At 54.5% G+C, this 25,085-nt stretch carries 26 protein-coding genes and 1 tRNA gene; 11 read left to right on the forward strand and 16 right to left on the reverse strand.

Translation table 11 applies throughout. The annotated features are described in order from the left end of the window. The first annotated feature begins 59 nt into the window (after nt 1–59). Entirely contained in the window at nt 60–2,723 is a 2,664-nt protein-coding gene (secA, locus tag OO731_RS01380; RefSeq protein ID WP_346732380.1) for a preprotein translocase subunit SecA, read from the forward strand. 2 nt (nt 2,724–2,725) lie between these two features. Here the strand turns inward: secA and OO731_RS01385 are convergent, their stop codons facing one another. After that, entirely contained in the window at nt 2,726–3,235 is a 510-nt protein-coding gene (locus OO731_RS01385) for an Rv3235 family protein (RefSeq protein WP_264890360.1), read from the reverse strand. A 146-nt stretch (nt 3,236–3,381) separates the two neighbouring features. On the opposite strand from OO731_RS01385, the gene OO731_RS01390 reads away from it, so the two are divergent. From OO731_RS01390 to OO731_RS01405, 4 genes are read left to right on the forward strand one after another with little or no spacing between them, the layout of a single operon-like run. Next, nucleotides 3,382–3,873: a hypothetical protein gene (locus OO731_RS01390; RefSeq protein ID WP_264890361.1), complete on the forward strand. Its 492-nt coding sequence runs from the start codon at nt 3,382–3,384 to the stop codon at nt 3,871–3,873. A 19-nt stretch (nt 3,874–3,892) separates the two neighbouring features. Continuing rightward, a complete protein-coding gene (locus tag OO731_RS01395) occupies nt 3,893–4,513 on the forward strand; it encodes a hypothetical protein (RefSeq protein ID WP_264890362.1) in 621 nt (206 codons plus the stop codon). Continuing rightward, complete coding sequence (locus tag OO731_RS01400; protein ID WP_264890363.1) at nt 4,503–5,369, forward strand: AAA family ATPase; 867 nt, start codon at nt 4,503–4,505, stop codon at nt 5,367–5,369. The genes OO731_RS01395 and OO731_RS01400 overlap by 11 nt, the downstream gene beginning before the upstream one ends. After that, entirely contained in the window at nt 5,370–6,845 is a 1,476-nt protein-coding gene (locus tag OO731_RS01405) for a PAS domain-containing sensor histidine kinase (protein ID WP_264890364.1), read from the forward strand. Between the two features lie 60 nt (nt 6,846–6,905). On the opposite strand, the gene OO731_RS01410 is transcribed toward OO731_RS01405, so the two are convergent. After that, nucleotides 6,906–7,154 (reverse strand): WhiB family transcriptional regulator, encoded by a 249-nt coding sequence (locus tag OO731_RS01410; RefSeq protein WP_138276026.1) that lies wholly within the window; start codon nt 7,152–7,154, stop codon nt 6,906–6,908. Nucleotides 7,155–7,317: 163 nt separating this feature from the next. Here OO731_RS01410 and OO731_RS01415 point away from each other — a divergent pair, with 163 nt between their 5' ends. After that, nucleotides 7,318–7,728 carry a hypothetical protein gene (locus OO731_RS01415; RefSeq protein ID WP_264890365.1) on the forward strand — a complete coding sequence of 137 codons (411 nt, stop codon included), beginning with the start codon at nt 7,318–7,320 and terminating at the stop codon, nt 7,726–7,728. On the opposite strand, the gene bcp is transcribed toward OO731_RS01415, so the two are convergent. Then, entirely contained in the window at nt 7,725–8,198 is a 474-nt protein-coding gene (bcp, locus tag OO731_RS01420; RefSeq protein WP_264890366.1) for a thioredoxin-dependent thiol peroxidase, read from the reverse strand. The genes OO731_RS01415 and bcp overlap by 4 nt on opposite strands. A 60-nt stretch (nt 8,199–8,258) precedes the next feature. Between bcp and OO731_RS01425 the strand changes: the two genes are divergently transcribed. The 4 genes from OO731_RS01425 (at nt 8,259) to OO731_RS01440 (ending at nt 11,669) form a co-directional block, all read left to right on the forward strand. Continuing rightward, nucleotides 8,259–8,334, forward strand: a tRNA-Lys gene (locus OO731_RS01425). 76 nt (nt 8,335–8,410) lie between these two features. Then, complete coding sequence (locus tag OO731_RS01430) at nt 8,411–9,595, forward strand: FAD-binding domain-containing protein (RefSeq protein WP_264890367.1); 1,185 nt, start codon at nt 8,411–8,413, stop codon at nt 9,593–9,595. Nucleotides 9,596–9,655: 60 nt separating this feature from the next. Then, nucleotides 9,656–10,498, forward strand: coding sequence for a VOC family protein (locus tag OO731_RS01435; protein ID WP_264890368.1), 843 nt, complete (start codon nt 9,656–9,658; stop codon nt 10,496–10,498). Nucleotides 10,499–10,505: 7 nt separating this feature from the next. After that, nucleotides 10,506–11,669 (forward strand): aminotransferase class I/II-fold pyridoxal phosphate-dependent enzyme, encoded by a 1,164-nt coding sequence (locus OO731_RS01440; protein WP_264890369.1) that lies wholly within the window; start codon nt 10,506–10,508, stop codon nt 11,667–11,669. On the opposite strand, the gene metZ is transcribed toward OO731_RS01440, so the two are convergent. The 8 genes from metZ to OO731_RS01480 form a co-directional block, all read right to left on the reverse strand. Then, on the reverse strand, nt 11,662–12,894 hold the full coding sequence (gene metZ, locus OO731_RS01445) for an O-succinylhomoserine sulfhydrylase (protein WP_264890370.1): 1,233 nt from the start codon (nt 12,892–12,894) through the stop codon (nt 11,662–11,664). The genes OO731_RS01440 and metZ overlap by 8 nt on opposite strands. Then, the gene (locus OO731_RS01450; protein WP_264890371.1) at nt 12,894–14,039 is read right to left on the reverse strand and encodes a cysteine desulfurase family protein; all 1,146 of its coding nucleotides are present in this window, start codon (nt 14,037–14,039) and stop codon (nt 12,894–12,896) included. Before OO731_RS01450 ends, metZ begins: the two co-directional genes overlap by 1 nt. Then, nucleotides 14,036–14,893 (reverse strand): carboxylating nicotinate-nucleotide diphosphorylase, encoded by an 858-nt coding sequence (nadC, locus tag OO731_RS01455; protein WP_264890372.1) that lies wholly within the window; start codon nt 14,891–14,893, stop codon nt 14,036–14,038. Before nadC ends, OO731_RS01450 begins: the two co-directional genes overlap by 4 nt. After that, the gene (nadB, locus tag OO731_RS01460) at nt 14,893–16,446 is read right to left on the reverse strand and encodes an L-aspartate oxidase (protein ID WP_264890373.1); all 1,554 of its coding nucleotides are present in this window, start codon (nt 16,444–16,446) and stop codon (nt 14,893–14,895) included. The genes nadC and nadB overlap by 1 nt, the downstream gene beginning before the upstream one ends. Nucleotides 16,447–16,454: 8 nt before the next feature. Further along, nucleotides 16,455–17,735 (reverse strand): quinolinate synthase NadA, encoded by a 1,281-nt coding sequence (gene nadA / locus OO731_RS01465; protein ID WP_264890374.1) that lies wholly within the window; start codon nt 17,733–17,735, stop codon nt 16,455–16,457. Then, entirely contained in the window at nt 17,732–18,418 is a 687-nt protein-coding gene (locus OO731_RS01470) for an NUDIX hydrolase (RefSeq protein ID WP_264890375.1), read from the reverse strand. Before OO731_RS01470 ends, nadA begins: the two co-directional genes overlap by 4 nt. A gap of 91 nt (nt 18,419–18,509) precedes the next feature. Beyond that, complete coding sequence (locus OO731_RS01475; protein WP_138316173.1) at nt 18,510–18,980, reverse strand: nucleoside deaminase; 471 nt, start codon at nt 18,978–18,980, stop codon at nt 18,510–18,512. A gap of 29 nt (nt 18,981–19,009) precedes the next feature. Next, nucleotides 19,010–20,380, reverse strand: a complete 1,371-nt coding sequence (locus tag OO731_RS01480; RefSeq protein WP_264890376.1) for a cytosine permease — start codon at nt 20,378–20,380, stop codon at nt 19,010–19,012. 116 nt (nt 20,381–20,496) lie between these two features. Here OO731_RS01480 and OO731_RS01485 point away from each other — a divergent pair, with 116 nt between their 5' ends. Further along, a complete protein-coding gene (locus tag OO731_RS01485; RefSeq protein ID WP_264890377.1) occupies nt 20,497–21,159 on the forward strand; it encodes a SprT-like domain-containing protein in 663 nt (220 codons plus the stop codon). Here OO731_RS01485 and OO731_RS01490 read toward each other — a convergent pair. Genes OO731_RS01490 through OO731_RS01510 form a run of 5 tightly spaced genes read right to left on the reverse strand, consistent with a single transcriptional unit; the run spans nt 21,125 to nt 25,080 of the window. Then, nucleotides 21,125–22,000, reverse strand: coding sequence for a prenyltransferase (locus OO731_RS01490; protein ID WP_264890378.1), 876 nt, complete (start codon nt 21,998–22,000; stop codon nt 21,125–21,127). The genes OO731_RS01485 and OO731_RS01490 overlap by 35 nt on opposite strands. Continuing rightward, nucleotides 21,988–22,284, reverse strand: coding sequence for a lycopene cyclase domain-containing protein (locus OO731_RS01495; RefSeq protein WP_264890379.1), 297 nt, complete (start codon nt 22,282–22,284; stop codon nt 21,988–21,990). Before OO731_RS01495 ends, OO731_RS01490 begins: the two co-directional genes overlap by 13 nt. Continuing rightward, nucleotides 22,281–22,604: a lycopene cyclase domain-containing protein gene (locus OO731_RS01500; RefSeq protein WP_264890380.1), complete on the reverse strand. Its 324-nt coding sequence runs from the start codon at nt 22,602–22,604 to the stop codon at nt 22,281–22,283. The genes OO731_RS01495 and OO731_RS01500 overlap by 4 nt, the downstream gene beginning before the upstream one ends. Continuing rightward, nucleotides 22,586–24,187: a phytoene desaturase family protein gene (gene crtI, locus OO731_RS01505; protein WP_264890381.1), complete on the reverse strand. Its 1,602-nt coding sequence runs from the start codon at nt 24,185–24,187 to the stop codon at nt 22,586–22,588. The genes OO731_RS01500 and crtI overlap by 19 nt, the downstream gene beginning before the upstream one ends. Then, nucleotides 24,187–25,080, reverse strand: a complete 894-nt coding sequence (locus OO731_RS01510; RefSeq protein ID WP_264890382.1) for a phytoene/squalene synthase family protein — start codon at nt 25,078–25,080, stop codon at nt 24,187–24,189. The genes crtI and OO731_RS01510 overlap by 1 nt, the downstream gene beginning before the upstream one ends. Nucleotides 25,081–25,085 lie beyond the last annotated feature (5 nt).

Raw genomic sequence — 25,085 nt, forward strand, 5'->3', positions numbered from 1 at the left:
CCGGTTGGGCCCTGCGTCTAAGATTGATAGAGGACCAATCAAACGGTAGGGGCAATAACTTGGCATCAATCATTGACAAACTTCTTCGCGCTGGCGAGGGCCGCGTGCTGGCACGCTTGCGTAACTACGCAGACGCCATCAATGCACTTGAAGAAGACTTCAGCCACCTCACCGAAGAAGAGCTCCGCAACGAGACCACAGTTTTGCGCGACCGCTATGCAGCGGGCGAGAGCCTTGATGACCTGCTACCTGAAGCATTTGCTGCCGTTCGTGAAGCATCAAAGCGCACCTTGGGGCTTCGTCACTTTGATGTTCAGCTCATGGGTGGAGCCGCTCTTCACCTCGGCAACATCGCTGAAATGCGCACCGGTGAAGGTAAGACTTTGGTTGCCACCTTGCCTGCCTACCTAAACGCAATTGCTGGCCGCGGCGTGCACGTTGTGACCGTTAACGACTTTTTGGCCTCTTACCAGAGTGACCTGATGGGCCGCGTATTCCGCGCCTTGGGTATGACCACCGGTTGCATTATCTCGGGTCAAGACCCAGCAGAGCGCCGCGAGCAGTATCTGGCTGACATCACCTACGGTACGAACAACGAGTTTGGTTTTGACTACCTTCGCGACAACATGGCTTGGCAGCAATCAGATATGGTCCAGCGCGGCCACTTCTTTGCAGTGGTCGACGAGGTTGACTCGATTTTGATCGATGAGGCCAGAACTCCTCTAATCATCAGCGGCCCTGCCTCGGGTGAGGCCAACCGCTGGTTCACCGAGTTTGCCAAGATTGCTGAAAAGCTGCAGCCGGTTATTGACTATGAAGTCGATGAAAAGAAGCGCACCGTCGGAATTCTTGAGCCTGGCATTGCCAAGGTCGAGGACTACCTGGGTATTACCAACCTGTACGAATCAGTCAACACACCACTGATTTCGTTCCTGAACAACTCAATCAAGGCAAAGGCCCTTTTCAAGCGCGACAAAGACTACGTCGTGATGAATGGCGAGGTCCTGATTGTTGACGAGCACACCGGTCGTATTTTGGCGGGTCGTCGCTACAACGAGGGTATCCACCAGGCAATTGAAGCCAAAGAAGGCGTCGAGGTTAAGGCTGAGAACCAGACCCTGGCCACCGTTACTTTGCAGAACTACTTCCGCCTCTACAGCAAGCTATCGGGTATGACCGGTACTGCTGAGACCGAGGCTGCTGAGTTCATGAGCACCTACAAGCTTGGCGTTGTTCCAATTCCGACCAACAAGCCAATGGTGCGACTTGACCAGCCAGACCTCATCTACAAGAACGAAGAGGTCAAGTTCAACCAGGTGGTCGTTGACATCGCCGAGCGCCACAAGAAGGGCCAGCCAGTTTTGGTTGGTACCACCAGCGTTGAGAAGAGCGAGTACCTGTCGAAGCTTTTGGCTAAGGCCGGAGTGCGTCACGAGGTATTGAACGCCAAGAACCACGCCCGCGAGGCATCAATCGTTGCTCAGGCTGGTCGCCTGGGTGCAGTAACCGTTGCTACCAACATGGCCGGCCGCGGTACCGACATCATGCTCGGTGGAAACGCAGAATTCCTTACGGTTGAGGCGCTAAACAAGCAGGGCCTAAACGCCGAGGAGACTCCAGAGGCCTACGAGGCAGCTTGGGCTACCGAGTTTGCCAAGATCAAAGAAGAAGTAACCGCAGAGGCTGAAAAGGTTCTGGCTGTCGGCGGTCTTTACGTTCTCGGCACCGAGCGTCACGAGTCGCGCCGCATCGATAACCAGCTGCGTGGTCGTGCCGGTCGTCAGGGTGACGTCGGTGAATCACGCTTCTACCTTTCGCTAACCGATGACCTAATGCGCCTGTTCAATTCAGGTGCCGCAAGCTCATTGATGAACCGTGCCAGTGTTCCAGACGAGATGGCTATTGAATCAAAGGTGGTCAGCCGCGCGATTGCCAGTGCTCAGTCACAGGTTGAAGGCCGCAACGCCGAGATTCGTAAGAACGTTTTGAAGTATGACGATGTTCTAAACCGTCAGCGTGAAGCAATTTACAGCGATCGTCGTCACATTCTTGAAGGCGACGACATTGCCGGACGCGTTGAGATTTTCTTGACCGATGCCATTACCGCCATTGTCGAAGGCCACATTTCAGACCACGCCGGTAACGACTGGGATCTTGAAGCGCTATGGGCTGAACTCAAGGCCATTTACCCGATCAACCTCGAAATTGCAGAGGTTCTTGCTGAGGCTGGTAACCGCTCACGCTTGACCAAGGCTTGGTTGACGCGTGAAATCGTTAGCGATGCCAAGGTTGCCTACGCAAAGCGCACCGTTGCTTTGGGCGAGCCGGCAATGCGCGAGTTGGAACGCCGAGTTGTGCTTTCAGTGGTTGACCGCAAGTGGCGCGACCACCTCTACGAGATGGACTACCTAAAAGAAGGTATTGGTCTTCGTGCCATGGCTCAGCGTGACCCACTGGTTGAATACCAGCGCGAGGGTTACAGCATGTTCCAGCAGATGATGGGCCAGATCAAAGAAGAGGTAATTGGCTTCTTGTTCAACGTTGAGGTTGAGGTGACTCCAGCTCCGCGTCCAGCGGCTGAGCAGTTGACTTACATCGCTCCGAACGAAGATGGCGCCGCCGAGGCTCACTCAGCCAACGAGGCAGCGCAGAAGAATGCCCCGACTACTCCTACTCAGAAGCCTGAGCAGGGTGGCCAGGGCAGCGCTTTCTTCCGTTCATAGCCTCATAACACCGATAGCGCGGTTGCGCGCCAGCGATGGTTGATGCCTTCAAGACGAATCGTCACCGCACGGTTTCGTTTGACGCCGTTCAAAATTACGACCGACTCGACTACGCCGTCTCGAGGTGAATTTTGGCGCATGTGACCAACTGAGAATTTTTGATGATGAGCCTTGATGCCGTTTTCTTCACGATACTGCTGCGCCTGCTTGGCCTTGTTTTGCAAGCTTTGGTAAACGCCGTCGGTAAGGTATCTCGACAACTGATCAACCTGCCGGGTGCCGGCAATTACTTCAATCACGCCGGTTGCTAGCAGTGCCAGGCTTTCGGTTGGGTTCGGCAAATCTTTTGAACTGATGAACTGGCGGCCAAAAAATTCTTCAGACTCGATGAAGTTCTTGGCGTTCCGATCCTTTTTCTTTGGAGCTCGCTTTTTTGCTGGCTGCTGCTTATTGCTCGGCACGGCCGAGCCGGTCTCTTTGCCGGAGTCGTCCGACTGCTCTGAACTGTTCAATTACATTCCCCCATCTCTGATCCTTGACCTCGCAACGTGATGCGAAGAATCTGAAAGTATTGCTTCGCTATCACCGGCGCAATGGGTGGATAACCGCTTGTGGATAACTTCCGTAGTCTTGTCGGAGGTCCGGACATACTGACGAAATGTCATTTGATAACTTTTTTGAGGATCTGGAAGCCCAGTTTGAGGCAGCCCAAAATAGGCCGATTGCCCAGATAATTAATGGCCAGTCTGCTTTGGCCGAGGTGCAGGATCAAGGCTTCGCACACCACGTATTAGTGGCCCCCATGCTGGGCTGCGACTTCATCGCTGGCCTGGACAAAACGTTACCAATTTGGAATATTTTTTCCTTCAAAATGGTGCGCAGCATACGGTTCTTCCCGGGTGAGGAACCCGATTTGCCAAAGGTCCGTGAGGTCCAAAAATCTTTGGTTGCGCACTTGGGTGAGGTGGCTTTGCCGATGGCCATCGAGTGGCGCGGGGTTGACGATGAGAACTTCCGGTCTGCAAACCTGCTCGGGATTTCCGGCGAACTGCTCCTGATTGCGAAGGGGGAGTCGGTCATCGGTGTGCCAGCCCAAAGAATCGGGCAGATCAAAGTTTTGTCTGTGGATAATTTCGGCTACCAATTTTGAGAACTGGTGTGATTTGGGCATGAAATCCACTCGCGCAAGAAAACCCTCGAATCACAAAATCAAGTTACTCGCCGCTGCAGTGGCGTTTGCTTTGATGGCCTACGGGGCAATTATTTGGTCACAGCAGGCCGCCGGAAACACTCAGCAGTATCTGGTTGCCATCAAAGGTCTGCCAGCTGGAGCCCAGGTGAGTAGCGAGGATTTCACCGTGGTTGAGTATCAACTTGGCAGTACGGGAGAGCATTATTTGGCACCGGATCAGTTGAGTCGTGGTTCCTATACTCTTGGGCCAATTCGCGCTGGGCAGCTGGTGGCCAAGAGCTACTTGGCCAATGCCGTGATCGATGCCAGGGTTCCGGTCGTGGTTACCTCGGCAATGGGCTTACCCGAGTCAATGCAACCTGGGTCATCGGCCGACATCTGGGTCACCCCGCAGCTTGCCGATAAATCTTTCGGGGAGCCTTATCTCTTGGTGTTGGCCGCCGAAGTTGCCAGACTGGCAGAGCCATCGGCTGTCTTTGCTGATGCCCCACCCGAAGTAGAGCTTTGGGTGCCCGCTGAGGCTGTACCTGCGGTGCTCAAGGCGCAATCCGGTGGCAGTGAGCTTTCTTTGGTTATGAGGGCAACCTTTGCAGACTGATACCCCAACACCTGCCAAGCTAGGCAAGATTATTGCCGTTTGGGGTGCGTCTGGTTCGCCGGGCAAAACCACGATTGCGGTAGGCATGGCTAACGAGTTAGCCGAGGCAGGTAAAACTGTGACTTTAATTGACCTTGATCTTGAAGCAAGTTCCACCGGTGTGCTGCTTGGGCTCGGAGATTCACCCGGCGGCATAGCTGCTGCCGCAAGACTGGCGGGGCATTCCAGGTTTGACTCGGAACAGCTCCACCGGTTGGCAACCCCGGTTTCCTCTGGCAAGCACTCGTTTCAATTGCTTGGCGGTTTGGTTGCGGCAGAGCGCTGGGCCGAAATTGCCCCCGATCGCGCCGAGGAGGTGATTCTGGTCGCCGCCAAAAATTCTGAGTTTGTGGTTATCGACCTAGGGTCCTCGCTTGAGGCAAATTTGCGCGACGTTTCCACTGGCCTTGATCGCAATAAAGTTACCAAACAGACTTTGACCATGGCCGATCAAATCATCACAGTTTGTCTGGCTGATCCGGTCGGTATCTCCCGCTACTTGAGAGCCATCGACCAATTGGTTGAGCTTCGTCCGGGTGGTCAGATCTTTTGCGTGGTCAATCGCATGCGGGCATCGGTGTTGGGGTCATCGGCCAAGCAGCAGGTTGCCGAAACACTGGGGCGAATGGCCCAAATCACGGTTGACTGCTTTATCCCCGATGACCCCGCGGCGGCAGATTTTGCTATGCGGCAGGCAGTGCCCATCAGTCATGCCAAGCGAACCTCGCTGGCGCGAATGGCCATTGGCGTGCTGACCAAAACATTGGTTCTTGGCGAGCGGTCCCAGTTGGACAGGCGCCTCGCTAAACTCGGTTAGGTGTCAACGCTTAGTGAACTAATCAAGGCCAATGGCGGCCGCACCAGCCATGCCGACATCGAGTGGCTTCACCTACTCATGGCCGATTGGCAGCTGATTGCCGACTTGGTCTTTGCTGACCTAGTGCTTTGGGTTCCGACCGGCGACGGCAACTTCGTTGCGGTAGGGCATGCGCGCCCATCAAGTGCGGCAACAATTTTCTACCGTGACATCAGCGGTGCGCCGGTTCGTAAAGAGTGGGCTGCGCAGGTTAGCGAGGCATTTAGCTCGGGCTTTATGGTTGAGAACCGGGTGCAATCCTCTGATGAGGGGTTTACGTCACGCCTCAGCGCCTATCCCGTTCGCCGCAGGGTATCGACCAAATCAGAAGAAGTTACCAAAGACCCGATCGCGGTTATTACCCGTCACACCAACCTCAGCGATGTCAAGGTTCCCAATCGACTCCAGCTCAACTACCTTGGTTGCGGTAATGACCTGCTCGACATGGTTGCGGCCGGGTACTTTCCTGACTTCGGCAACCCTACGGGCCCTCGCCGAGGGGCCCCGCGCGCCAATGACGGCCTGCTGCGCCTAGACGTTGACGGAAACGTCATCTTTGCTAGCCCAAACGGCCTATCGGCCTTCAACCGCCTTGGCATCAAGGGTGAGCTTGAGGGTCAGTCTCTGGTTACTGCGGCAACGCCGGTTCTAAAAGATCGCAACGTCGATGAGAGCTTGCCTCTGGTGCTTACCGGTCGCGCGCCTTGGCGCACCGACATGGAGTCACGAAATGTGACCCTTACGGTTCGGGCCATACCGCTGCGGTCAGCAAACGAGCGCACCGGTGCCATTGTCCTTTGTCGCGATGTAACTGAGTTGCGTCGTCAAGAGCGCGAACTAATTACCAAAGACGCGACCATCCGTGAAATTCATCACCGGGTAAAAAACAACTTGCAAACCGTGGCCAGTCTGCTGCGGATTCAAGCTCGACGAAGCCAGAGTGAAGAGGCAAAAGAGTCGCTGCAGCAGGCTATGCGCCGAGTTTCAGCTATTGCCCTGGTGCACGACACGCTTTCTGAAGGACTCAACCAAGACGTCAACTTTGACGAGGTCTTTGACCGAATCCTGATGTTGGCTACTGAAGTTGCATCGTCGATGAACACTTCGGTTCGAACCATCCTTGATGGTCGATTTGGTCAGTTGAAGAGTGCGGTTGCCACACCACTCGCGGTTGCCCTTACCGAGGTAATCACCAACGCAGTTGAGCACGGTCTGGCCGAACGCAGCGGTGTGGTTGCTGTAAATGCCGAGCGTAAGCAGCGTCAGTTGCTAATCACCGTTTCTGACAACGGTAAGGGCCTGACCGACGGCAAAGTTGGCCAGGGCCTAGGCACTCAGATCATTCGCACCCTGATTGAGGGTGAGCTTCGCGGAAGCATCTTCTGGTCTTCGCCGAGTGAAGGCGGAGCCCGAGTGGCCATTTCAATTCCGATTTAGCCCAATTGAGGCAATAAAAAACCCGCCCTGCATTGCAAGGCGGGTTTTTTGAAACTTTATTTAGCCAGCACGACGTGCACGAGCGTACTTGCGCTTGAGTGACTTGCGCTCGTCCTCGCTTAGGCCACCCCAAACGCCGGTGTCCTGGTTTTCTTTGATTGCGTACTCAAGGCACTGGGTGGCTACGCCACACTCGCGGCAAACTGATTTTGCTTGCTCAATTTGGTCAACTGCAGGGCCGGTGTTACCAACTGGAAAGAAAAGTTCTGGATCTTCGGTGAGGCAACGAGACTCATTTAGCCACTGCATGTTCATACGTGCGGTATTCCTTTATTTAGTAAAACTTAGGCGTTCTGCCAGACGAGGATGAAAGTCTTCACAAGTGGTGAATTACGCTAGAAGAGCGATTACTTTTCCTTCCAAAATCGTTTCACACCACAGCCCGTTTGGCAATACCCAATATCGAGGAATTATGAACAAAAACGCCGATAAGAAGCCAGTTCCGCTCATCATCGCTGTGCTTTTTGTGCTTCTCGAAGGGTTGGTGGTTGCCTACTTTGCAGCCCAATTGGGTTTTGGCATATTGATGGGTGATAGCCGTAGTCTGGTCACCGCAATTGCTCTATTTGCTCTTGTTGCGGCCGCCGCGGCGTGGGTTATTTTTGTCGCAATTTCTTTGCTTACGGGCAAGCGTTGGGCGCGAAGCGGAGCCTTGTTTTGGCAGCTGATTCAGCTGGCTGTTGCGACTGGATCTTTTAGCGGCCAATTCGGTAGTCAAGCCATTGGTTGGAGCCTAATTTTGCCTTCGGCTGTGGTGCTGGTGGCCCTGTTCAATAAGCAGACAATTGCTGCCACTATGAAGAGCTCAGACCCAGAAGACTAGATTCCTAGTAGCTTTCGAAGCATTAGAACGTGGCCGGTTGCCTTTACGTTGTAGAGGGCAAGGGAAACTTTTCCGGTCTCGTCGATCGCAAAGGTTGACCGCAGAACACCGGTGTACTCGCGGCCGTAGAGCTTCTTGAGCCCGTAGGCGCCAAATGCCTTGTGAACCGATAGGTCGGCGTCGCTCAGCAATTCAAAGTTCAAGTCTTGGTTCTGCTGGAAAGTCTTTAGCTTCGGTACCGCATCAGGAGAGATGCCAAGAACTGTGTAACCTGCAGCCTTAAATGGGTTTAGGTTGTCGTTGAAGTCGCAGGCTTCTTTGGTGCAACCTGGGGTTGAGGCGGCAGGGTAGAAGTACAAAATGACTTTCTGGCCTCGGTAGTCAGATAGCGAAACAGGCTTTCCGTCTTGGTTCTCGACCGTAAAGTTTGGGGCTTCATCACCGGCAGCAAGTTTTTTCTCATCAGACATATTCACCAGTCTATTCGATGTGGTATTGTTGTTCTTCGTTGCGCTGATTCAGCTCAGCACGCGCCTCTAGCTCAATCGGCAGAGCAACTGACTCTTAATCAGTGGGTTCCGGGTTCAAGTCCCGGGGGGCGCACCAATCAAAATCCTTCACCATCGCGGTGGAGGATTTTTTCGTTTGGAATAGCACCCACCCGGTCGGGGTTGTTTTCGAAATGCACGAGCTAATTGACATCCAGTCTGACCCAGAGTTAATTCTCGAAAAACACTTTTCGGGATTGCATTCGGGCGGGGGCAGAAGCTCGATTCGTGGCGGTCAAACCGCAGCTAATCAGGCTATGCACGAGCTGGACATCCGTGGTTATGCCGCCCAGCGCTCAGAGGTTTTACCGCGCTCAAAACGCGGGGCAACGGTGCTGTCGCCATACATTCGTCACAACCTGATAACCCTGAAGCAGGTTTGGCAAGAGGTTGAGGCAGCGCCCTATAAAGATCGTGAAAAATTTCAAGATGAGTTGTTGTGGCAAGAATATGCTCGCCACCTTTATGCCCGCATCGGTACCGAATTCTTTGAGAACCTTAGGTTTGAGCAGGTTTGGGATGCCCCGGGTGACGGTTGGAATCGCGACATGAGGTGCATTGACGAGGTGGTTTCTGAGCTCGAACAGGATGGCTGGCTGGTCAACCAAACTCGTATGTGGTTGGCTTCACACTGGACTGTGCGCAACGGTCGTGGATGGTTGCATGGTCAAGAGCGGATGCACCGCGAACTTATCGATGGATCGCGAGCCGCAAATCTATTGGGTTGGCAGTGGACGGTTGGCTCGGGCGGAAAGCCCTACGGTTTTGCTCGCTGGCAGGTAGAGAAACGCGCACCGGGTCTCTGCCTCAAGTGCCCGCTGAACAAGTCGTGCCCTATCCAAGAGTTTCCAGCAGATAAGCCCCTGCTCCAACTTGAATCCAGGCCAAGGCTGGACAGTGACCCTGACCTTGCCCGGACCACAGGGCCAGTTTCGGTTATTCAAAATGCCAAACCGGATGCCGTTCTGCTGACCATTGACTCGATGGGAGACGCAGATCCAGCTCTGGCGGCCAACCCTGATTTGCCGGTTGTATTTGTTTTCAACCGCGATGCCCTGGCCAAATTGCAACTCTCCTCGAAGCGAATTTACTTTTACCTCGAGACTCTGCAGGACCTCGCCAGCCGCAGAAACGTATCGGTGTATTTGGGCAGCCCGTACGAATATGCCAAGGAGCACCGCGTTGCGGTCACCTATGCGCCGGTACCGAGCTTTGCCAGGTTCGAGGATCTGGCCGAGGTGCACCCGTACCCATGGCTCAAAAAACCGCACGCCATGAGTGTGCGCTCGTTTAGTTCGTGGCGCTCAAAGATTCGGTAGCCGTTAAGTTTTATTTCAAACCACTTGCAAATTCTTGTCTAGCCCCCCTAGACTAAAATCATGACATTGCCAGCAAATCTAATCATGGGTGCAGTGACCCTGCGCGTTCAAAATCTAGATCTAATGATTTCTTACTACCGAGATGCAGTGGGTCTGGACCTTATCTCAGAGGTTGCCGGTTCGGCGATCCTGGGTCGTGGCACCACACCGGCTTTGATTCTGGAACACTCGCCGGCTCTCAAGTACGCCAGCGAGAATCAGGCTGGCCTGTTTCACACCGCTTTTCTATTCGAAACCAAGGCCCAGTTAGCCTGGGCCGTTGCCTCGGTTGCGGCCAAGTATCCGGGTTCATTTACCGGCAGCGCCGACCACCTGGTCAGTGAGGCCTTTTACTTTGATGACCCAGAAAAGAACGGCGTTGAGCTTTACTGGGACCGCGCTCGCAACGAGTGGAGTTGGAGGCACGGAGTCGTTGAAATGGGAACTTTCGGACTGGACCCAAATGCGTTCCTGGCCGAAAACCTACCAAAGCAGGCTGATGAGACCGCGTCGAATATTGGACATGTTCACTTGAGCGTTGGATCCATCGAGCAGGCTCAAGATTTTTATGTCAACAAGCTTGGCTTTGATGTGACTTTGAATTACGGCGGTTCGGCGTTGTTTGTTAGTGCCGGCGGATACCACCACCACATGGCCATGAACATCTGGCGCAGTAGGGGAGCAGGGCTTCGTCAGCCAACCCTCGGGCTGCGTGACGTTTCGATCCTTCTGCCCGATAACGATGCCTTAGGGGCCGTTGAAGAGCGGCTAAAGACCTCTAGCGTTCAGATTCGCCACGATGGTCAAACCATTCACCTCGATGACCCTTGGGGCAATCAAGTTAGTTTGTGCGCCCTGCGATAATCATTAGATGCCTGACAATCAAGTAGTTGCACCATCGTTATCTGACCTCCGTCAACGTCACAGTTCCAAGTGGCGTCGATTTAGCTCGGATGTTTTACCGATGCATGTCGCCGAGATGGATTTTCAGGTCGCCGAGCCAATCCAAGCTGTCCTGACCGAGATGATTCAGCACTCCGATTTGGGTTACCTGGGTCCGGTTCCTGAGGTTGCCGAGGCGTTCGCTGAGTTTGCTGCTGCTCGCTGGAACTGGCCGGTTGACACCAAGCAGGTAAAAATGGCCACCGATGTCGGTGTGGCAGCTGTCGAGATTTTTCGAGCGCTGAGTAAGCCTGGCGATCAGGTGGTCATCAACACCCCGGTATACAGCGCATTCTTTGGTTGGTTGGCCGAAACTCACCTAACCCCGATTGATGTTCCACTCGTTCAGAACGGCGCTGAGTGGTTGCTTGACCTCGAAGGGCTAGAGCAGGCCTTTGCCAACGGTGCCAAGTTCTACCTGCTGTGCCACCCGCACAACCCACTGGGCAAGGTTTTCTCGCGCGATGAGCTGACTGCTGTGGCCGCTCTGGCTGCTCGGTATGAAGTGTTGGTTATCAGCGATGAAATTCACGCACCACTGACCTATGCCGGCGAAGTCTTTACGCCTTATCTAAACTGCGGCCCTGATGCCGAAGCCACCGGCATAACCATTACGTCTTCAAGTAAATCTTGGAACACGGCTGGCCTCAAGGCTGCCATCGTGGTTAGCCAAAGCAGCGAGGTTGCCGCTAAGTTGGCCAAACTGCCACCTGACATGCATTGGCGTTCATCGTTGTTGGGGGCCTTTGCCATGGTTGAGGCCTACCGCAACGGAACCACCTGGTTGGACTCAGCCATCGAAGCAATTGAGGCTAACTACCAGCACATGGTTTCAGAGGTTGCGGCCAAGTTGCCGGGTGTTGTTATTCACCGGCCGGTTAGCGGATACCTGAGTTGGTGGGATGTCTCAGCATTGAACCTTGGTACCGAACCAGGCAAAGTCATTCTCGAGCGCGCCAAGGTAGCTGTGGTTGAGGGCTCAGATCTCGGTGGAGCAGCCGCAGCCAACTACACCCGGTTTATCCGATTCAATTTTGGAACCAGCCCGGCAAACATCACCGAGGCAATTGATCGAATCGCTGCGCTTAGATAGCCTTCAGCGCGGTTTCGATATCGCGCACTAGGTCTTCTGGGTGCTCTAGGCCAACCGATAGTCGAACGGTGCTCGGAGTAATGCCCATCTCTGCCTGAATTTCAAGCGATAGGCGACGGTGAGTGGTCGATGACGGGTGAGTCATAAGTGACTTGCTGTCGCCCAAGTTGTTTGAGATGTCGATTACCTGGAGCGCATTCATGAAGCGGAAAACCGAGTCCTTGTCGGCCTTGAACTGAATAGCAACGGTAGAACCGCCACCCTTCATTTGCTGCTTGGCAAGTTCGTGACCCTCGTGTGACTTGAGGAACGGGTAAGAAACCTTCTCGATCGCAGGGTGGTTTTCGAAGGTCTCGGCAATGGTCAGCGCGGTGCTGCTCATTCTTTCGACGCGCATGTGCATGGTCTCAAGTGACTTGAGCATTACCCAAGCGTTGAATGAGCTCATCGAAGGGCCGGTGTGGCGGGTGAACGGAATAACCACATCGGTGATGTACTGCTTGCTGCCAAGAATTGCGCCACCTAGAACGCGGCCCTGGCCATCGATGTGTTTGGTGGTTGAATACATCACAACGTCGGCACCAAGTTCAAGCGGCTTCTGGAGAACCGGCGAGGCCATTACGTTGTCAACAATTACTGTGGCGCCAACTTTGTGAGCTAGGTCAGACACCATACGGATGTCGGTGATCTCCATCAAAGGGTTGCTTGGCGATTCGATGAAAACAGCCTTGGTTGGTTCGGCAAGTGCAGCTGCCCAGCCCTCAGGTGTGTTTTCTTCGACCAAAACTGTGTTGATGCCCCATTTAGGCAAAATCTCTGTGAGCACTACGTAGCAAGAGCTGAACATGGCGGCATAGGCAACAACGCGGTCGCCAGACTTGACCAGTGCTGCCACGGATGCAAACATCGCGGCCATTCCAGATGCGGTTGCGAAGCAAGCCTCTGCGCCCTCAAGTAGTGCCAAACGGTTTTCGAACTGAGCGACGGTTGGATTTGAGAAACGGCTGTACAAGAAGTGGTCGGTCTCGTCGCGGAACGAAGATTCTGCCTGCTCTGCTGAGTCATAGGTAAAACCGCTGTTTAGAAACAGTGCCTCGCTGGTCTCGCCGAAGCCGGTGCGGCTTAGTGCGCCACGGATAGCCTGTGTGTCCGGGTGCAATTGCCAGTCTGGCTTAGATTCGTCGTTGCCGGCTTGGTAACCCCATGGGCGGTTTCTCTTGGTCATTAGGCGATTTTATCAGTGCCGCCAACGGCAGCAACCGCATCAGCCAAGGCACAGGCGGCCGTTTCTAGTTCGGCTTCGGTGGTGTGGTGCGAAAAACTGAATCTAATGGCTGTCTGGGCCAACTCGGCATCGAATCCCATGGCGGTCAAAACATGGGATGGTTCATCACTGCCAGCCGCGCAGGCAGATCCACTAGAGACGATGACCTCGCGGCGCTCCAGCTCAAGCAGCAGGGCCTCGCCACTCAATCCGGGTACGCAAAATGAGGCGATGCTCGGTAGCCGATTGCTTGGGTGCCCGGTCAAAATTGCAGTTGGGACCAGGTCTTGAACCTGCCCGATAAACCGATCCCGGGCTGCTTCGATGCGCGCAACCTCAGCTTTTTGTTTAGTCAAAACCTCAACGGCGGTGGCCAGAGCCACAGCCCAGGCCACATTCTCGGTACCCGAACGGCGACCGTTCTCTTGCCCTCCACCGTGCAACAGTGGTTCAACCGCAAGCCGGCCTCGAATGTAGGTTGCGCCTGAACCCTTAGGTGCCCCAAGTTTGTGGCCAGAAACCGTCAGCGCATCCACGCCCAGTTGGGCAACATTGCAGTCCAGCCAAGCGGCAGCCTGAACGGCATCGGTGTGAAAAGCAGCCCCGACCTCGTGGGCCAGTGCGGCCAGGCGTGAGATGGGGTGAACTGTGCCGACCTCATTATTTGCCATCATCAGGGTGACCAGCGTGGTGTCTAGCCGCAGCGCGGTTTTGAGTTCGGCTAGCGAGATGCAGCCCTGAAGATCAACGCTCAACCAGGTGACTTCAAATTTGTGATGCCGAACCAGATACTCGATGCTCTGCAGCACGGCCTCGTGCTCGGTCGGTGAGCTGACGATGTGCCTGCCGCGCGGGTTGGCAAGGGCAAGCCCCTCAATAGCAAGGTTGATGCCTTCGGTGCCACCCGAGGTAAAGATGATTTCACTTCCTCGGCAGCCCAACCAGGCGGCAACTGCATCGCGCGCTGCCTCGAGCGCCATTCCGGCTCGATGCCCCAGTTCGTGAGTGCTTGACGGATTACCGAATTCTTCGGTTAGCCAAGGCCAGGCTGCCTGCAGCGCTTCTTTGGCTACCGGTGTCGTGGCCGCGTGATCGAGGTAAATCATTTTGGCTCGATAGTTACGTCAAGGCCAAGGTCCAAGGAACGAACGCTGTGGGTCAGGGCCCCAACTGAAATTACGTCCACACCGGTTGCAGCAATTTTGGCCACCGTCTCAAGGTTCACGCCGCCGGATGCTTCGACCACAGCGCGTCCCGCAATCAGGCTCACCCCGGCGCGAAGTTCATCGAGGGTGAAGTTATCGAGCATGATGATGTCGACTCCGCCCTCGAGTACCGGCATGATTTGATCGAGGCGGTCAACCTCAACCTCAAACTTGACCGAAGCCGGAATCTCAGTTCTGACTCTGCGCAGCTCGGTGGTGAGGTCCTTGCCCCCGGCGGTTAGAACGGCCAGGTGGTTGTCCTTAGCCAAAACCTGATCTGATAGTGAGAAGCGGTGGTTTGTTCCGCCACCGTCACGCACGGCTTGGCGCTCGAACTCGCGTAGACCCGGAGTGGTTTTGCGGGTGTCGAGAATTTTGGCCTTGGTGCCGGCAACTGCAGCAACGTACTGGGCAGTCAGTGTGGCAATGCCGCACATGCGCTGGGTGAAGTTCAAACCAATTCGCTCGCCGCGCAACACTGCTCGCGCTGGGCCGGTCACTGTGGCAAGGCTCTGCCCGGCAACAAAGTTTTCGCCGTCGGCAATCTTCATTTCAACCCGGATGTTTGGGTCGCACAGCTCAAATGCTGCCTTGAAAACTTCCACCCCGCTGAAAACTCCCGGTTCGCGAGCTGCTAGCTCGGCGGTTGCCTGAGCGCTCGCTGGAATCAGGTGCTCAGACGTGATGTCTCCGGCGGGTGCGTCTTCTTCGAGCGCTGCAGCCACGACTTTATTGATGTGCTCTGGAGTAAGCATTATTTGACCTGTCGAACAATCGTGATGGGCTTGGCCATCGATGGGTTTGATTCAGGGAAGTCCAGTCGGTAGTGACCGCCTCTGGACTCTTCGCGGGCATTTGCCGAAGCCGTTAGGGCGCGTGCCAAGAGCAACAGGTTGGCGTCCTCCCAGTCGGTAAACAAACGGTTAGCTTTATCTGCCGAACGCCACTGAGCCAGTGCCTGTTCTGTGGCGGCTAGGCCCTCAGCATCGCGAGCCAGTCCAACGTTGTCCCACATCAGTGACTGCAATTCAACTCGGTCAACCACCTTCAGCGAGCTTGCCGGAACGGCACTGTCGGCTTCGTCCTGCAGCTCGATTTCGCGCAAGACACCAGATTCCTTCCAGCGTGCGCTGGCTGCTTCGGTTGGCCAGGCCTCATCGAGCACCTGAACTGCTCGGCGGGAGAACACGATGGACTCGAGTAGGGAGTTTGACGCCAGTCGGTTTGCTCCGTGAGCGCCGGTGCAGGCAACTTCGCCAACGGCAAATAAACCTTCGATAGATGTGCGGCCCCAAATATCGGTTGCAACACCGCCCATCCAGTAGTGGGCTGCTGGGGTAACCGGAATCGGGTTTTTACCCCAATCCAGGCCATAGGCGCGGGTGGTTTTCGAAATACTTGGGAATCGCTTATTCAAAAAGTCGGAACCTAATCCGGTTGCATCTAGCAATACCGGTTGGCCGCCCTGCGACAGCATCTCAGCCTGGATGCCTCGGGCCACCACGTCTCTCGGTGCCAGCTCGGCTAGGGGGTGCACCTTTTGCATGAAGCGTTCGCCAGCATTGTTGATCAGCACAGCGCCGTCTCCGCGAACCGCCTCTGAGATCAAAAAACTGCCCGGAACAGCAAGTGCAGTTGGGTGAAATTGGTAGAACTCAACGTCAGCCAATTCGGCACCGGCCCTAAAGGCTGCGGCAACGCCGTCTCCGGTGGTTACGGCTGGGTTGGTGGTGTGTCTGAACAGTTGCCCTGCGCCACCGCTGGCCAGAATCACGGCATCTGCCTCAACAAAATGGCGCCCCGATGAATCCATCAGGTGCACGCCGGTAATTTTTGTGTTGACTACTTCAAAGTCGATTACAAAAGTGTGCTCGTGAATTGCGGCTGCGGTTGACTTGAGAGTTTCCACCAAAGCCCGACTGATGTCGGCTCCGGTGGTGTCTCCGCCGGCGTGAAGAACGCGCGGGTGAGAGTGAGCCGCCTCTAGGCCTAGTGCAAATTCAGGACCCTGCTTATCGAAATCGACACCAAACCGAATCAGATCCTGAATGCGATTCGGCCCCTCGGCACAAAGCACCTCGACCGCAGGTTCGTAGCAATAACCTGCGCCAGCGGCCAGGGTATCGGCAACGTGCTCGGCAACTGTGTCGTCACTGGAGACAACCGCCGCGATGCCACCCTGCGCGTAGTGAGTGTTGCTTTCAGCCAGGTTTGACTTGGTGACCAGGGTCACCTCGTGGGTTCGGCTGGCTTCAACGGCCGCAATAAGGCCGGCAATGCCGCTGCCGATAACTACGAGCTTCTTCATCGGTGTGCCTAGAGTGGCTTCGCCGCCAACATGCGCTCAAGCGCAACCTTGGCGCCCTCGGCTACCTTTTCATCAACCACAATCTGGTTTACGACTTCGCCGGCAACCAAGCGTTCAAGCACCCAGGCTAGGTATCCAGGGTGAATTCGGTACATCGTTGAGCATGGGCAGACTACCGGGTCTAGGCAAAAAATGTTGTGCTGCGGAAACTCGGCTGCCAGGCGCTGAACCATGTTGATTTCGGTGCCGATGGCAAAAGTGGTTGGCTCGGTCGCAGCAATTACTGCCTTGCGAATGTAGTCGGTCGAGCCATACTCGTCGGCTGCATCAACAACCTCCATTGGGCTTTCCGGGTGCACAATTACGCGAACACCTGGGTGCTCGGCGCGGGCCTTATCAATTTGAGCCACGCTGAAGCGCTTGTGCACAGAGCAGAAACCATTCCAAAGGACAACCTTGGCGTCGACCAGCTGCTGCTCGGTGTTGCCGCCAAGTGGCTTGCGACCCTGCCAAAGCGGCATTAGGTCGGTGCTAATGCCCATGGCTTTCGCTGTGTTTCGGCCAAGGTGCTGGTCCGGAAAGAACAGCACGCGCTGACCGCGCTCAAAAGCCCACTTCAGAACAATTGCCGCGTTTGAAGATGTGCAAACAATGCCGCCGTGCTCTCCGCAGAAAGCCTTTAGTGCTGCAGATGAATTCATGTAGGTCACCGGGATGATTGGCGCGCGACCCTCGGCATCTGGCTCGGTGCCGTAAATCTCCTCCAGTTGTTCCCAGGCCTGAGTGACCGAGTCAATATCAGCCATGTCAGCCATTGAGCAGCCGGCTGCAAGGTTTGGCAAAATTACCGCCTGGTCGTCACCCGAGAGAATGTCCGCTGTTTCTGCCATGAAGTGCACACCGCAGAACACAATTGCCTTTGCCTCTGGGTGGGCCTTGGCGGCATTAGCCAATTGAAAAGAGTCACCCAGATAATCGGCGTGCTCAACAATTTCATCGCGCTGGTAAAAGTGCCCAAGAATCACAACCTGGTCACCCAAAGTTTTTTTAGCCGCGATGATGCGCTCGCGCAGCTCTTCATCGGATGCGGTTTTGTACTCGGCTGGCAAGGCGCCTTGCACTGGCGATCCGGTCGGAATCAAATCGCTGCTGGATGCTCCAGGGCCGTAGGCTGCTGGGCCACCGTCAAACTCCCACGGGCCCTTGGCTAGAGAAGGGCTGCAGGTTGAGTCTGAAGATTGCCCCTTCACAATTAGCTGGATGCGCTGGTTGACCGATGCTGTGGTCATTGATTTTCTCCTGTGTTCGTCGCGCGGTAAAGCTGTGGTGGTCGGTGGCGGGTGCCGGCAAGTCGCTCTCCGGTAGGCTCCACCGAGCCTTCTGCCTCAACCAGGCGCCGAAAGTTTCCCGGGTCCAGTTGAATGTTGAGCACTGCTTCGTAGACCTCGCGAAGCTGCGCCAAGGTGAATAGTTCTGGCAAAAATAGGTGCGCAAGTTGGCTATATGCCAGCTTGTTTCGCAGTCGGTTCAGTGCGTATTCAACGATGATGTTGTGGTCAAAGGCCAGCTGCGGAAGTTCGTCAGCCCAGAACCATTGGACGTTCTCGCTCTCGATTGCTGCGCCCGCTTCATCGGTGCCGACCAGGGCCCAGTAGACAATCGACACCACGCGGTCACTGAGCTTGCTGCCGGGGGAGCGGTCAAGGCTGCCGAATGCGTAGAGCTGCTCTAGGTAGCGCGGTTCAAGCCCGGTTGTCTCAAGCAGGTTTCGCGAGGCTGCGTGGCTAAGGTCCTCGGTGATTTTGAGTGGACCACCCGGCAGAGCCCATTGGTTTTCAAACGGGGCACGGATTCTCTTGACTAGCGGGAGGGCTAGTTTTAGCTCGCCGGTCTCGCAGGTGCGAAGGGTAAAAATGACGGTCGACACGGCAAGGTTCGGCGCCTCTAGTGGAGCCTGAGTTTGATCTGCCATTGCTCTGCCGGTCTAGTAAAAGTAAAAATGACACTAAGTAATTTATATCTTAGTGTCATTCTGACTTTTAGTGCAAAAAACTAGGCGGCTCTTAGTCCTCGCCGATGTCTTCGTTCCACAGCGCATCATTAGCTTCGATGAATTCGCGCATGATTTCGATTAGGCCCGGGTCGTTGAGAACATGTACCTCGGCACCGTGCTCGGCGACCCAATCTTGGCCACCCATAAAGTTTTTATCGTCGCCCACAATTACTCGGCCGATGCCGAATTGGCGAATCAAGCCAGAGCAGTACCAGCATGGCGAAAGGCTGGTAGCAAGGGTCACGTTTTTGTAGCTGCGCTGGCGGCCAGCGTTTCTAAATGCACTGGTTTCTCCGTGCATCGAGGCATCGCCGTCTTGAACTCGGCGGTTGCGCCCGCTGCCTAGCAGTCGGCCATCCTGGTCAAACAGGGCAGCACCGATAGGGATTCCGCCCTCGGCAAGACCGAGGTGGGCCTCGGCAATAGCAACTTGAAGTTTCTCTTCGTCAGTGGCGAAGATTTGTCCAACTTTAAATTCCATTGCCGAGGCCTCTCGATTTTCGGTTCGGATTATTTCTTGTTCGTTGCCTTATAGATTACGAAGTAAAGCACCGCTGCCAGCACAAAACCAATCAGCGCGGTCCAGTCACCGTTTTCGGCACCTGGGCCGGTAAAGATTCCATAGAACTGCACGGTTGGCATCTCAGCCTTTGCGAATAGTGAAACCGCGGTCACAGTTGCCACAACAAAGGCAATCGGTCCGGCGATGTTTGAGTGCTTGGTTTCTTCTTTGATCAATTCATCGATGTTCTGACCCTTGCGCAGAATGCGGTCAACAACAAGAATCGCAACCCATGGGGCCAACCAGTAGCCCACGGTAAGTAGGAACAACTCGAAAATGAAGCGGAAGTTGTCTTCAACGGCAAAGTACGAGATACCGCCGCCGAGGACACCGGCTAGAACCACCATGATTGCGCGGCGGGTCTTGAAGCCAAGCTTCACACCTGCTGCGATGAACGACATGGTTCCTGAGTAGATGTTTAGAACGTTTGCCGATACCGAACCGACTGCGATACCGATCAGAGTCAGTACTGCAAGTGCTGGCGGAAGGACCGCGGTGAAAGCGGTGGTTGGTAGACCTTCGCCGACAACGCCGCTCCAAGCGATGGCACCAACTGACATCAGCATGGTGGTTGCGGTGAAGTTACCGAGACCTGCTGCTAGTCCAACTGCCTTAGGTGAGGTGTTGGCCGGAAGGTAGCGGGTGAAGTCTGCGGCAAATGGGGTCCAGCCCTGGGTGTAACCGTAGGCAAGTGCAACACCAACGCTGAATGCGCCCCACTTGAAGTCTTCGGTTGGGCTCACGTCATAGTGGCCCTGTGAAACGATCACGGCTGCAACGATGGCAAACACTACGGCTAGGTAGAAGAACGCGTAGCGCTCAAACTTCTGAATGAAGTTGTGGCCGATGAAAGCTGCAATTACCTGAACCAAAATGATGATGGTGACCGAGGCTGCGACCGGGAAATTGGTCAGGGTGGTCAATGCAAAAGCACCAGAAGTGGTGTTTACGGCAAACCAGCCGATTCCGGCAACCAGAGTCGAGGTTCCGGCAGGCAAAATGTTGCCGCGCAAACCAAATGCCGAACGGCTAATGACCATCTGTGGCACACCGTGGCGTGGTCCCCAGCTGCTGAACCAACCGTGGGTGATTGCGGCTAAACCGTTACCCAGAGCCAGAGCCAAAATGGCCTGCCACACGTTTAGACCTGCAAAAACAGCAAGTGCACCGATAAAGATTGTTGCGAACTCAAGGTTCGGAGACGACCAGACAGTGAACAGATGCCACGCCTTGCCGTGACGCTCAGCCGCCGGAATTGGGGCTACGTCGTTGGTTTCGATTGAGGTTGCCTTTGCAGAGCCTGTAGATGTTTGAGACATAAATGAAAACTTAGCGAGAAAATTCACAGCAAATTCACATTTTTCTAAAATTGCTCCGGTATTTACAAGCACTTAATAATCGCCAACGGCATTGGCCTAAGTAGTGTTTAAGCACCATGACATATCAGGATGCATTGCTGGCGCCACTGGTTGCCGATGAGAGCCTGCTAATTGACTTTTTGACCAGGCACTTTGACCAAAAAACTGGCGAAGTAATCAAAACTGCGGTGTCGGTAGATAACTTGCCGGTTATCGCGCGACTCGAAAATGTTGGTTTTCAAGCCGGTCGCCAATTCAGCCAGGGCAAGATTCGCATGGTGCGCATGTCTTGTGACCGATACGACTTTGTTCGACTCATGGCTGAGACCAAAATGGCCGAGTTTCTAGATCTCACAATTTGGAGTTTTGCTTTTGACAGCGCAAAACGCAGGGCGGGTCTCTGCAATTACACCGATAAACGCATTTCGGTTTCGCGCTATTTGGTTGACATCCACACCCTTGACGAGACGATGCAGGTGGTGCTGCACGAGATAGCCCACGCAATCTGCGGAAAATCAGCCGGTCACGGCAAGCTTTGGCTGCGTACCGCAAAGCAGATTGGCTATCGTGCCGAAAAGTTCACCGGCCGTGAGATTGCCGAAGAAACTGCTGCCTGGATAGGAACCTGCCCGCAGGGTCATACCCACTATCGGTATCGGCGCCCCGCCCGAGAGTTAAGCTGCGGGGTGTGCGGCCGAGGTTTTTCTAAACGGCACCTGATTCAATGGCAACCACGATAACAAACTGAGTGACCACAAAGCCGGCAAAAAAGTTCAACCAGATAAACCTCTTCCAGCCTCGGTTTGCCGTCTCGCAAGTTTCGTCGGTGATGTTCCAGTAACGACCCACAACCACCAGGTAAGGAATGGCTGCTATCGCGACCCAGGACGCGTATTCACCAACCGCAAGCAGCAGCAGCCCAGCCAAGAGGTAAGCAACGAAGGCAAATCGCGTGGTGAACCGGGCGCCCGTTTTGGTCGCAATCGAGTCGATGTTGGCTTCGCGATCTGCCCGAACATCTTGCACCGCACCGAAGGCGTGAGAAGCAATGCCCCAAAGCCCGAAAGCCGCAATCAGAGCCAACAGTTTTGGGTCGGCCAAATCTGCCCCAGCCAGGGCGGCCGCAAAAACCATTGGCCCGACAAAATGCGCTGCAGAAGTTAGCGAATCTATAAATGGACGTTCCTTGAAACGCAGCCCTTTAGCGCTGTAGGCAACCACGGTAAATAGCACCAGCAATAACCAACCTGTCGATGCCGGGTTGCCAACCAACAGCAGATACGCCACAAACGGAAGGCAGGTTAGAACGGCAGCCCAAATGGTCAGCCGGTGCCACTTCGGTGCCAAGAGGGCACCCTCGATACCGCCCTTTCGAGGGTTCCGCAGGTCACTTTCATAATCAAAGACGTCGTTAATTCCATACATCAGCAGGTTGTAGGGAATCAAAAAGAACAGGGTTCCTAAAACAAACGTCGCATCAAAGGCCTGCGCTACCAGCAGATAGGTTGCGGCAAAGGGGTAGGCGGTGTTGATCCATGAAATGGGCCTAGAAGCCCAGAACAACTGCCTTATGGCCTCCAACGAAGGCCCCGCGTAATTTCAATGGCAATCGAAATCAATAGGGGAGCCACCAGCGAATAGGCAAAATCCTCGATAGGGGCGTAGCCAAGTTTGATTCCACTAATCATCGACTCGTCGTAAGCCACTATCCCGCTGCCAACAATCAGGTTGTCAAAAATGGCGGTGGCAACCAGCAATACAGCTGTTGCTAAACCAATTGCGCGCCAAGGTAATTTTTTGAACACCGGGATGCTGGCCAGCAAAACCGCACTGACAAAAATCAGGTTGAGTGTCAGATAGTTCATTTGCCGGTCCTTCGGCCGAAAGCCTTAAGTAGCAAAAGGGCACTGTAGCTCAGCAAAATCAGAAAAAATACCTCTTCGAGGGGGAGCTCTTCAGACAGCAGGATGCCGGTTAGGTAGGGGGCGTTGCCTCTAAAGAAAATACCCAGGCTGATGCCGGCTAAGTCCCAGATCAAGAAAAACGTCACCGGCACCAAAATCATGCAAAGGTACCGCCTAGTTTTGGCAATCGCGAGTTGATACTTGAAATCCAGAGCCGCAAGGCCTCCGATAGAAAAAAGCAGCAGGCCTAGATAGACCAAACTCAACGAAGGCCCTTCCATCCGTTCTCGGCAACCGGCTTGATTTCGTGCTTGATAGGTCCAGCTGATCGGTCATCGACTAGTCGCTTATAAACCAACTCAGCACCGATTAGACACATCGGAAGGCCGATACCCGGCAGGCTGTGGTGTCCGGCGTAGTAGAGGCCCTCAACCTTTTTGCTCTTGTTCTTTGGTCTAAAGAAGGCACTCTGGAACAGGGTGTGGGCCATACCAAGTGCGGTTCCCGACCAGGCATTCAGGTCATCAACAAAGTCTTTTGGTCCCATGGTGCGGCGAACCACAATTCGCTCGGCCAGATCTGGAATCTCACACCACTCCGAAATCTGCTGGATGATGCGATCGGCCTCGGCCTCAAACTTGGCATCTCCAGCGCCGTTAATTCCACCGTTGCCAAGCTCAGGGTCGGCAGCGATTGGAACCAGCACAAATAGATTCTCGTAGCCCTCTGGAGCAACCGCTGGGTCGGTAATGCTAGGCGCGCAAATGTAGAGCGATGCCGGGTTAGGAATGACACTCTTGGCTTTTTGCTTGCGCTTTTCGGCTGGAGTGCGGAAGACCTCTTTGAAGTTCTTTGCCCAGTCATCCGAGTAGAGCAGGGTGTGGTGATCAAGTTGCGGCAGCTTGCCCTTAACGCCCAAGAACAAGAGCATGGCTGATGGGCCCGGAACCTTGTCTTCCCACCATTTTGCTGGCAGGGTCTGGTCTTTTGAATCAAGCAGCTGGGTCTCAATGTGGTGAAGGTCAGCGTTGCCCACGACCACATCGGCGCTGTAAAAAACCTCACCGACACTTACACCGGCAACGTGGCCGTCGATGGTCTGAATCTTGGTGACCTTGGAGTTGGTGTGAATCTCAACCCCGTGCTGCTTGGCTAGGCGCTCAATGGCCTCAATGACTGTGTAAAAACCACCCATTGGATAGAAGACTCCGACATTCATGTCTACGTGAGTCATCAGGTGGTACATGCTTGGGGTGTCGTAAGGAGATGCCCCCAAGAAAACTGCCGGAAAGTTCAAAATCTTGCGCAGTCTGGCGTCGGTAACGTGCTGGCCGGCAAATTTATCCAGTGGCATGATCAGGTGCTTGATAAAGCGGCCCGCACGCGCAAGAACCTCTGGGTGAACAAAAGATTTTGCGTTCTGAAAGTTGGTGTACAAAAAGTGCTTGATCGAGAGTTTGTAGGCATCTTCGGCTGAGTCGATGTAAGCCTGCAGGCGCTCGCCGGAGCCTGGTTCAATGGCGTCGAACAACACTTTGTTGTCAGCTAGGTTTTCACGAATGATCAGCTTGTCGCCAAATCCCTCGTTTCGAGTTTGGTAGGCCGGGTCAAGGCGCACCAGGTTGAGTTCTTGGCTGGCGCTGGTTCCCATCAGTTTGAAGAATTGGTCAAAAGCGTCTGGCATTAGGTACCAAGAAGGACCCATGTCGAATTTGAAGCCGTCTTTCTCCCAAATGTAGGCGCGGCCGCCAACCTTCTCACGCGCCTCGAGAAGGGTGACCTTCATGCCAGCCTTGGCAAGCAGAGCGGCAGTTGCCAATCCCGCAATTCCGCCACCTACAACTACTGCAGTTTTTTGGGTCATTAAGGTACAACTCCGATCCAAGCTTTGATGAGAATTACAAGTTTTTTACCGTTTGAAACTCGTATTCGTTCGCTAATCAGAGTTTCGGCTGGTGTTGCCATGATCTTTCGGTTCAGTTCATCAAAAAACATCTGCGCGGCCGCCACAGCTTTTCGTGAAGACTTAGGCAGTTTTTTTAGCACCGATGAACTCACTTTGAGATCTTCTTGGATGTCAACCACCAATCGGTGTTTTTCTTCCTCGTTGAACGAGGCAACATTCACACCCGGAAAGTAGGACCGACCTAGTTTTTGAAAGTCAGCTGCCAGGTCTCGCAGAAAGTTAACCTTTTGGAACGCTGCACCAAGGGCGCGTGCGCCTCGAACAAATTCGGCTTTCTGGTGAGCGGTCAACTCGAGCTCCATGAGGTAAACCTCGAGGCACATCAGACCAACTACTTCGGCCGAACCGTAAACATACTTATCAAAACCGGCCTGGTCATACGCGTGGTTATCGATGTCCATGCGCATTGAAGTGAAAAACGGCTCAATAATCTCGCGCTTGATGCCGGCTAGGCGGGCGGTGTGGGCAAAGGCGTGCACCACCAAGTTGGTGCTGAATCCTGACTCAATGGCGAGGTATGTTTCAGCTTCAAGTTGGTCAAGGGCCTTTTTCGTGTAGCCCAGCTGGGTGCCCTGCAGTGCTTCGTCGGCAGCGCCATCAACAATCTCATCGGCTACCCGCACCAGTGCGTAAATATTGCGAATGTGCACCCGGATTTGCTTGCCCACGAGCTTGGTCGCCCAACCAAAAGAGGTTGAGTAGGCACCGATTACTTCAGCGGCCGCAAGTTCAGCCGCGCGAGTGTACTGCTGCAGGCTGCTGGGCTTTTGTTTTCTGGCAATCAAATCCACTCCAT

The sequence above is a fragment of the Rhodoluna sp. KAS3 genome, assembly GCF_026000575.1.
In the GTDB taxonomy this organism is placed as follows: Bacteria; Actinomycetota; Actinomycetes; order Actinomycetales; family Microbacteriaceae; genus Rhodoluna.

Coding starts and splice junctions, on each gene's coding strand:
- OO731_RS01390 (WP_264890361.1), top strand. CDS start 3,382: ATGTCATTTGATAACTTTTTTGAGGATCTGGAAGCCCAGTTTGAGGCA.
- OO731_RS01395 (WP_264890362.1), top strand. CDS start 3,893: ATGAAATCCACTCGCGCAAGAAAACCCTCGAATCACAAAATCAAGTTA.
- OO731_RS01410 (WP_138276026.1), bottom strand. CDS start 7,154: ATGCAGTGGCTAAATGAGTCTCGTTGCCTCACCGAAGATCCAGAACTT.
- OO731_RS01415 (WP_264890365.1), top strand. CDS start 7,318: ATGAACAAAAACGCCGATAAGAAGCCAGTTCCGCTCATCATCGCTGTG.
- bcp (WP_264890366.1), bottom strand. CDS start 8,198: ATGTCTGATGAGAAAAAACTTGCTGCCGGTGATGAAGCCCCAAACTTT.
- OO731_RS01430 (WP_264890367.1), top strand. CDS start 8,411: ATGCACGAGCTAATTGACATCCAGTCTGACCCAGAGTTAATTCTCGAA.
- OO731_RS01435 (WP_264890368.1), top strand. CDS start 9,656: ATGACATTGCCAGCAAATCTAATCATGGGTGCAGTGACCCTGCGCGTT.
- OO731_RS01440 (WP_264890369.1), top strand. CDS start 10,506: ATGCCTGACAATCAAGTAGTTGCACCATCGTTATCTGACCTCCGTCAA.
- metZ (WP_264890370.1), bottom strand. CDS start 12,894: ATGACCAAGAGAAACCGCCCATGGGGTTACCAAGCCGGCAACGACGAA.
- OO731_RS01450 (WP_264890371.1), bottom strand. CDS start 14,039: ATGATTTACCTCGATCACGCGGCCACGACACCGGTAGCCAAAGAAGCG.
- nadC (WP_264890372.1), bottom strand. CDS start 14,893: ATGCTTACTCCAGAGCACATCAATAAAGTCGTGGCTGCAGCGCTCGAA.
- nadB (WP_264890373.1), bottom strand. CDS start 16,446: ATGAAGAAGCTCGTAGTTATCGGCAGCGGCATTGCCGGCCTTATTGCG.
- nadA (WP_264890374.1), bottom strand. CDS start 17,735: ATGACCACAGCATCGGTCAACCAGCGCATCCAGCTAATTGTGAAGGGG.
- OO731_RS01470 (WP_264890375.1), bottom strand. CDS start 18,418: ATGGCAGATCAAACTCAGGCTCCACTAGAGGCGCCGAACCTTGCCGTG.
- OO731_RS01475 (WP_138316173.1), bottom strand. CDS start 18,980: ATGGAATTTAAAGTTGGACAAATCTTCGCCACTGACGAAGAGAAACTT.
- OO731_RS01480 (WP_264890376.1), bottom strand. CDS start 20,380: ATGTCTCAAACATCTACAGGCTCTGCAAAGGCAACCTCAATCGAAACC.
- OO731_RS01485 (WP_264890377.1), top strand. CDS start 20,497: ATGACATATCAGGATGCATTGCTGGCGCCACTGGTTGCCGATGAGAGC.
- OO731_RS01495 (WP_264890379.1), bottom strand. CDS start 22,284: ATGAACTATCTGACACTCAACCTGATTTTTGTCAGTGCGGTTTTGCTG.
- OO731_RS01500 (WP_264890380.1), bottom strand. CDS start 22,604: ATGGAAGGGCCTTCGTTGAGTTTGGTCTATCTAGGCCTGCTGCTTTTT.
- crtI (WP_264890381.1), bottom strand. CDS start 24,187: ATGACCCAAAAAACTGCAGTAGTTGTAGGTGGCGGAATTGCGGGATTG.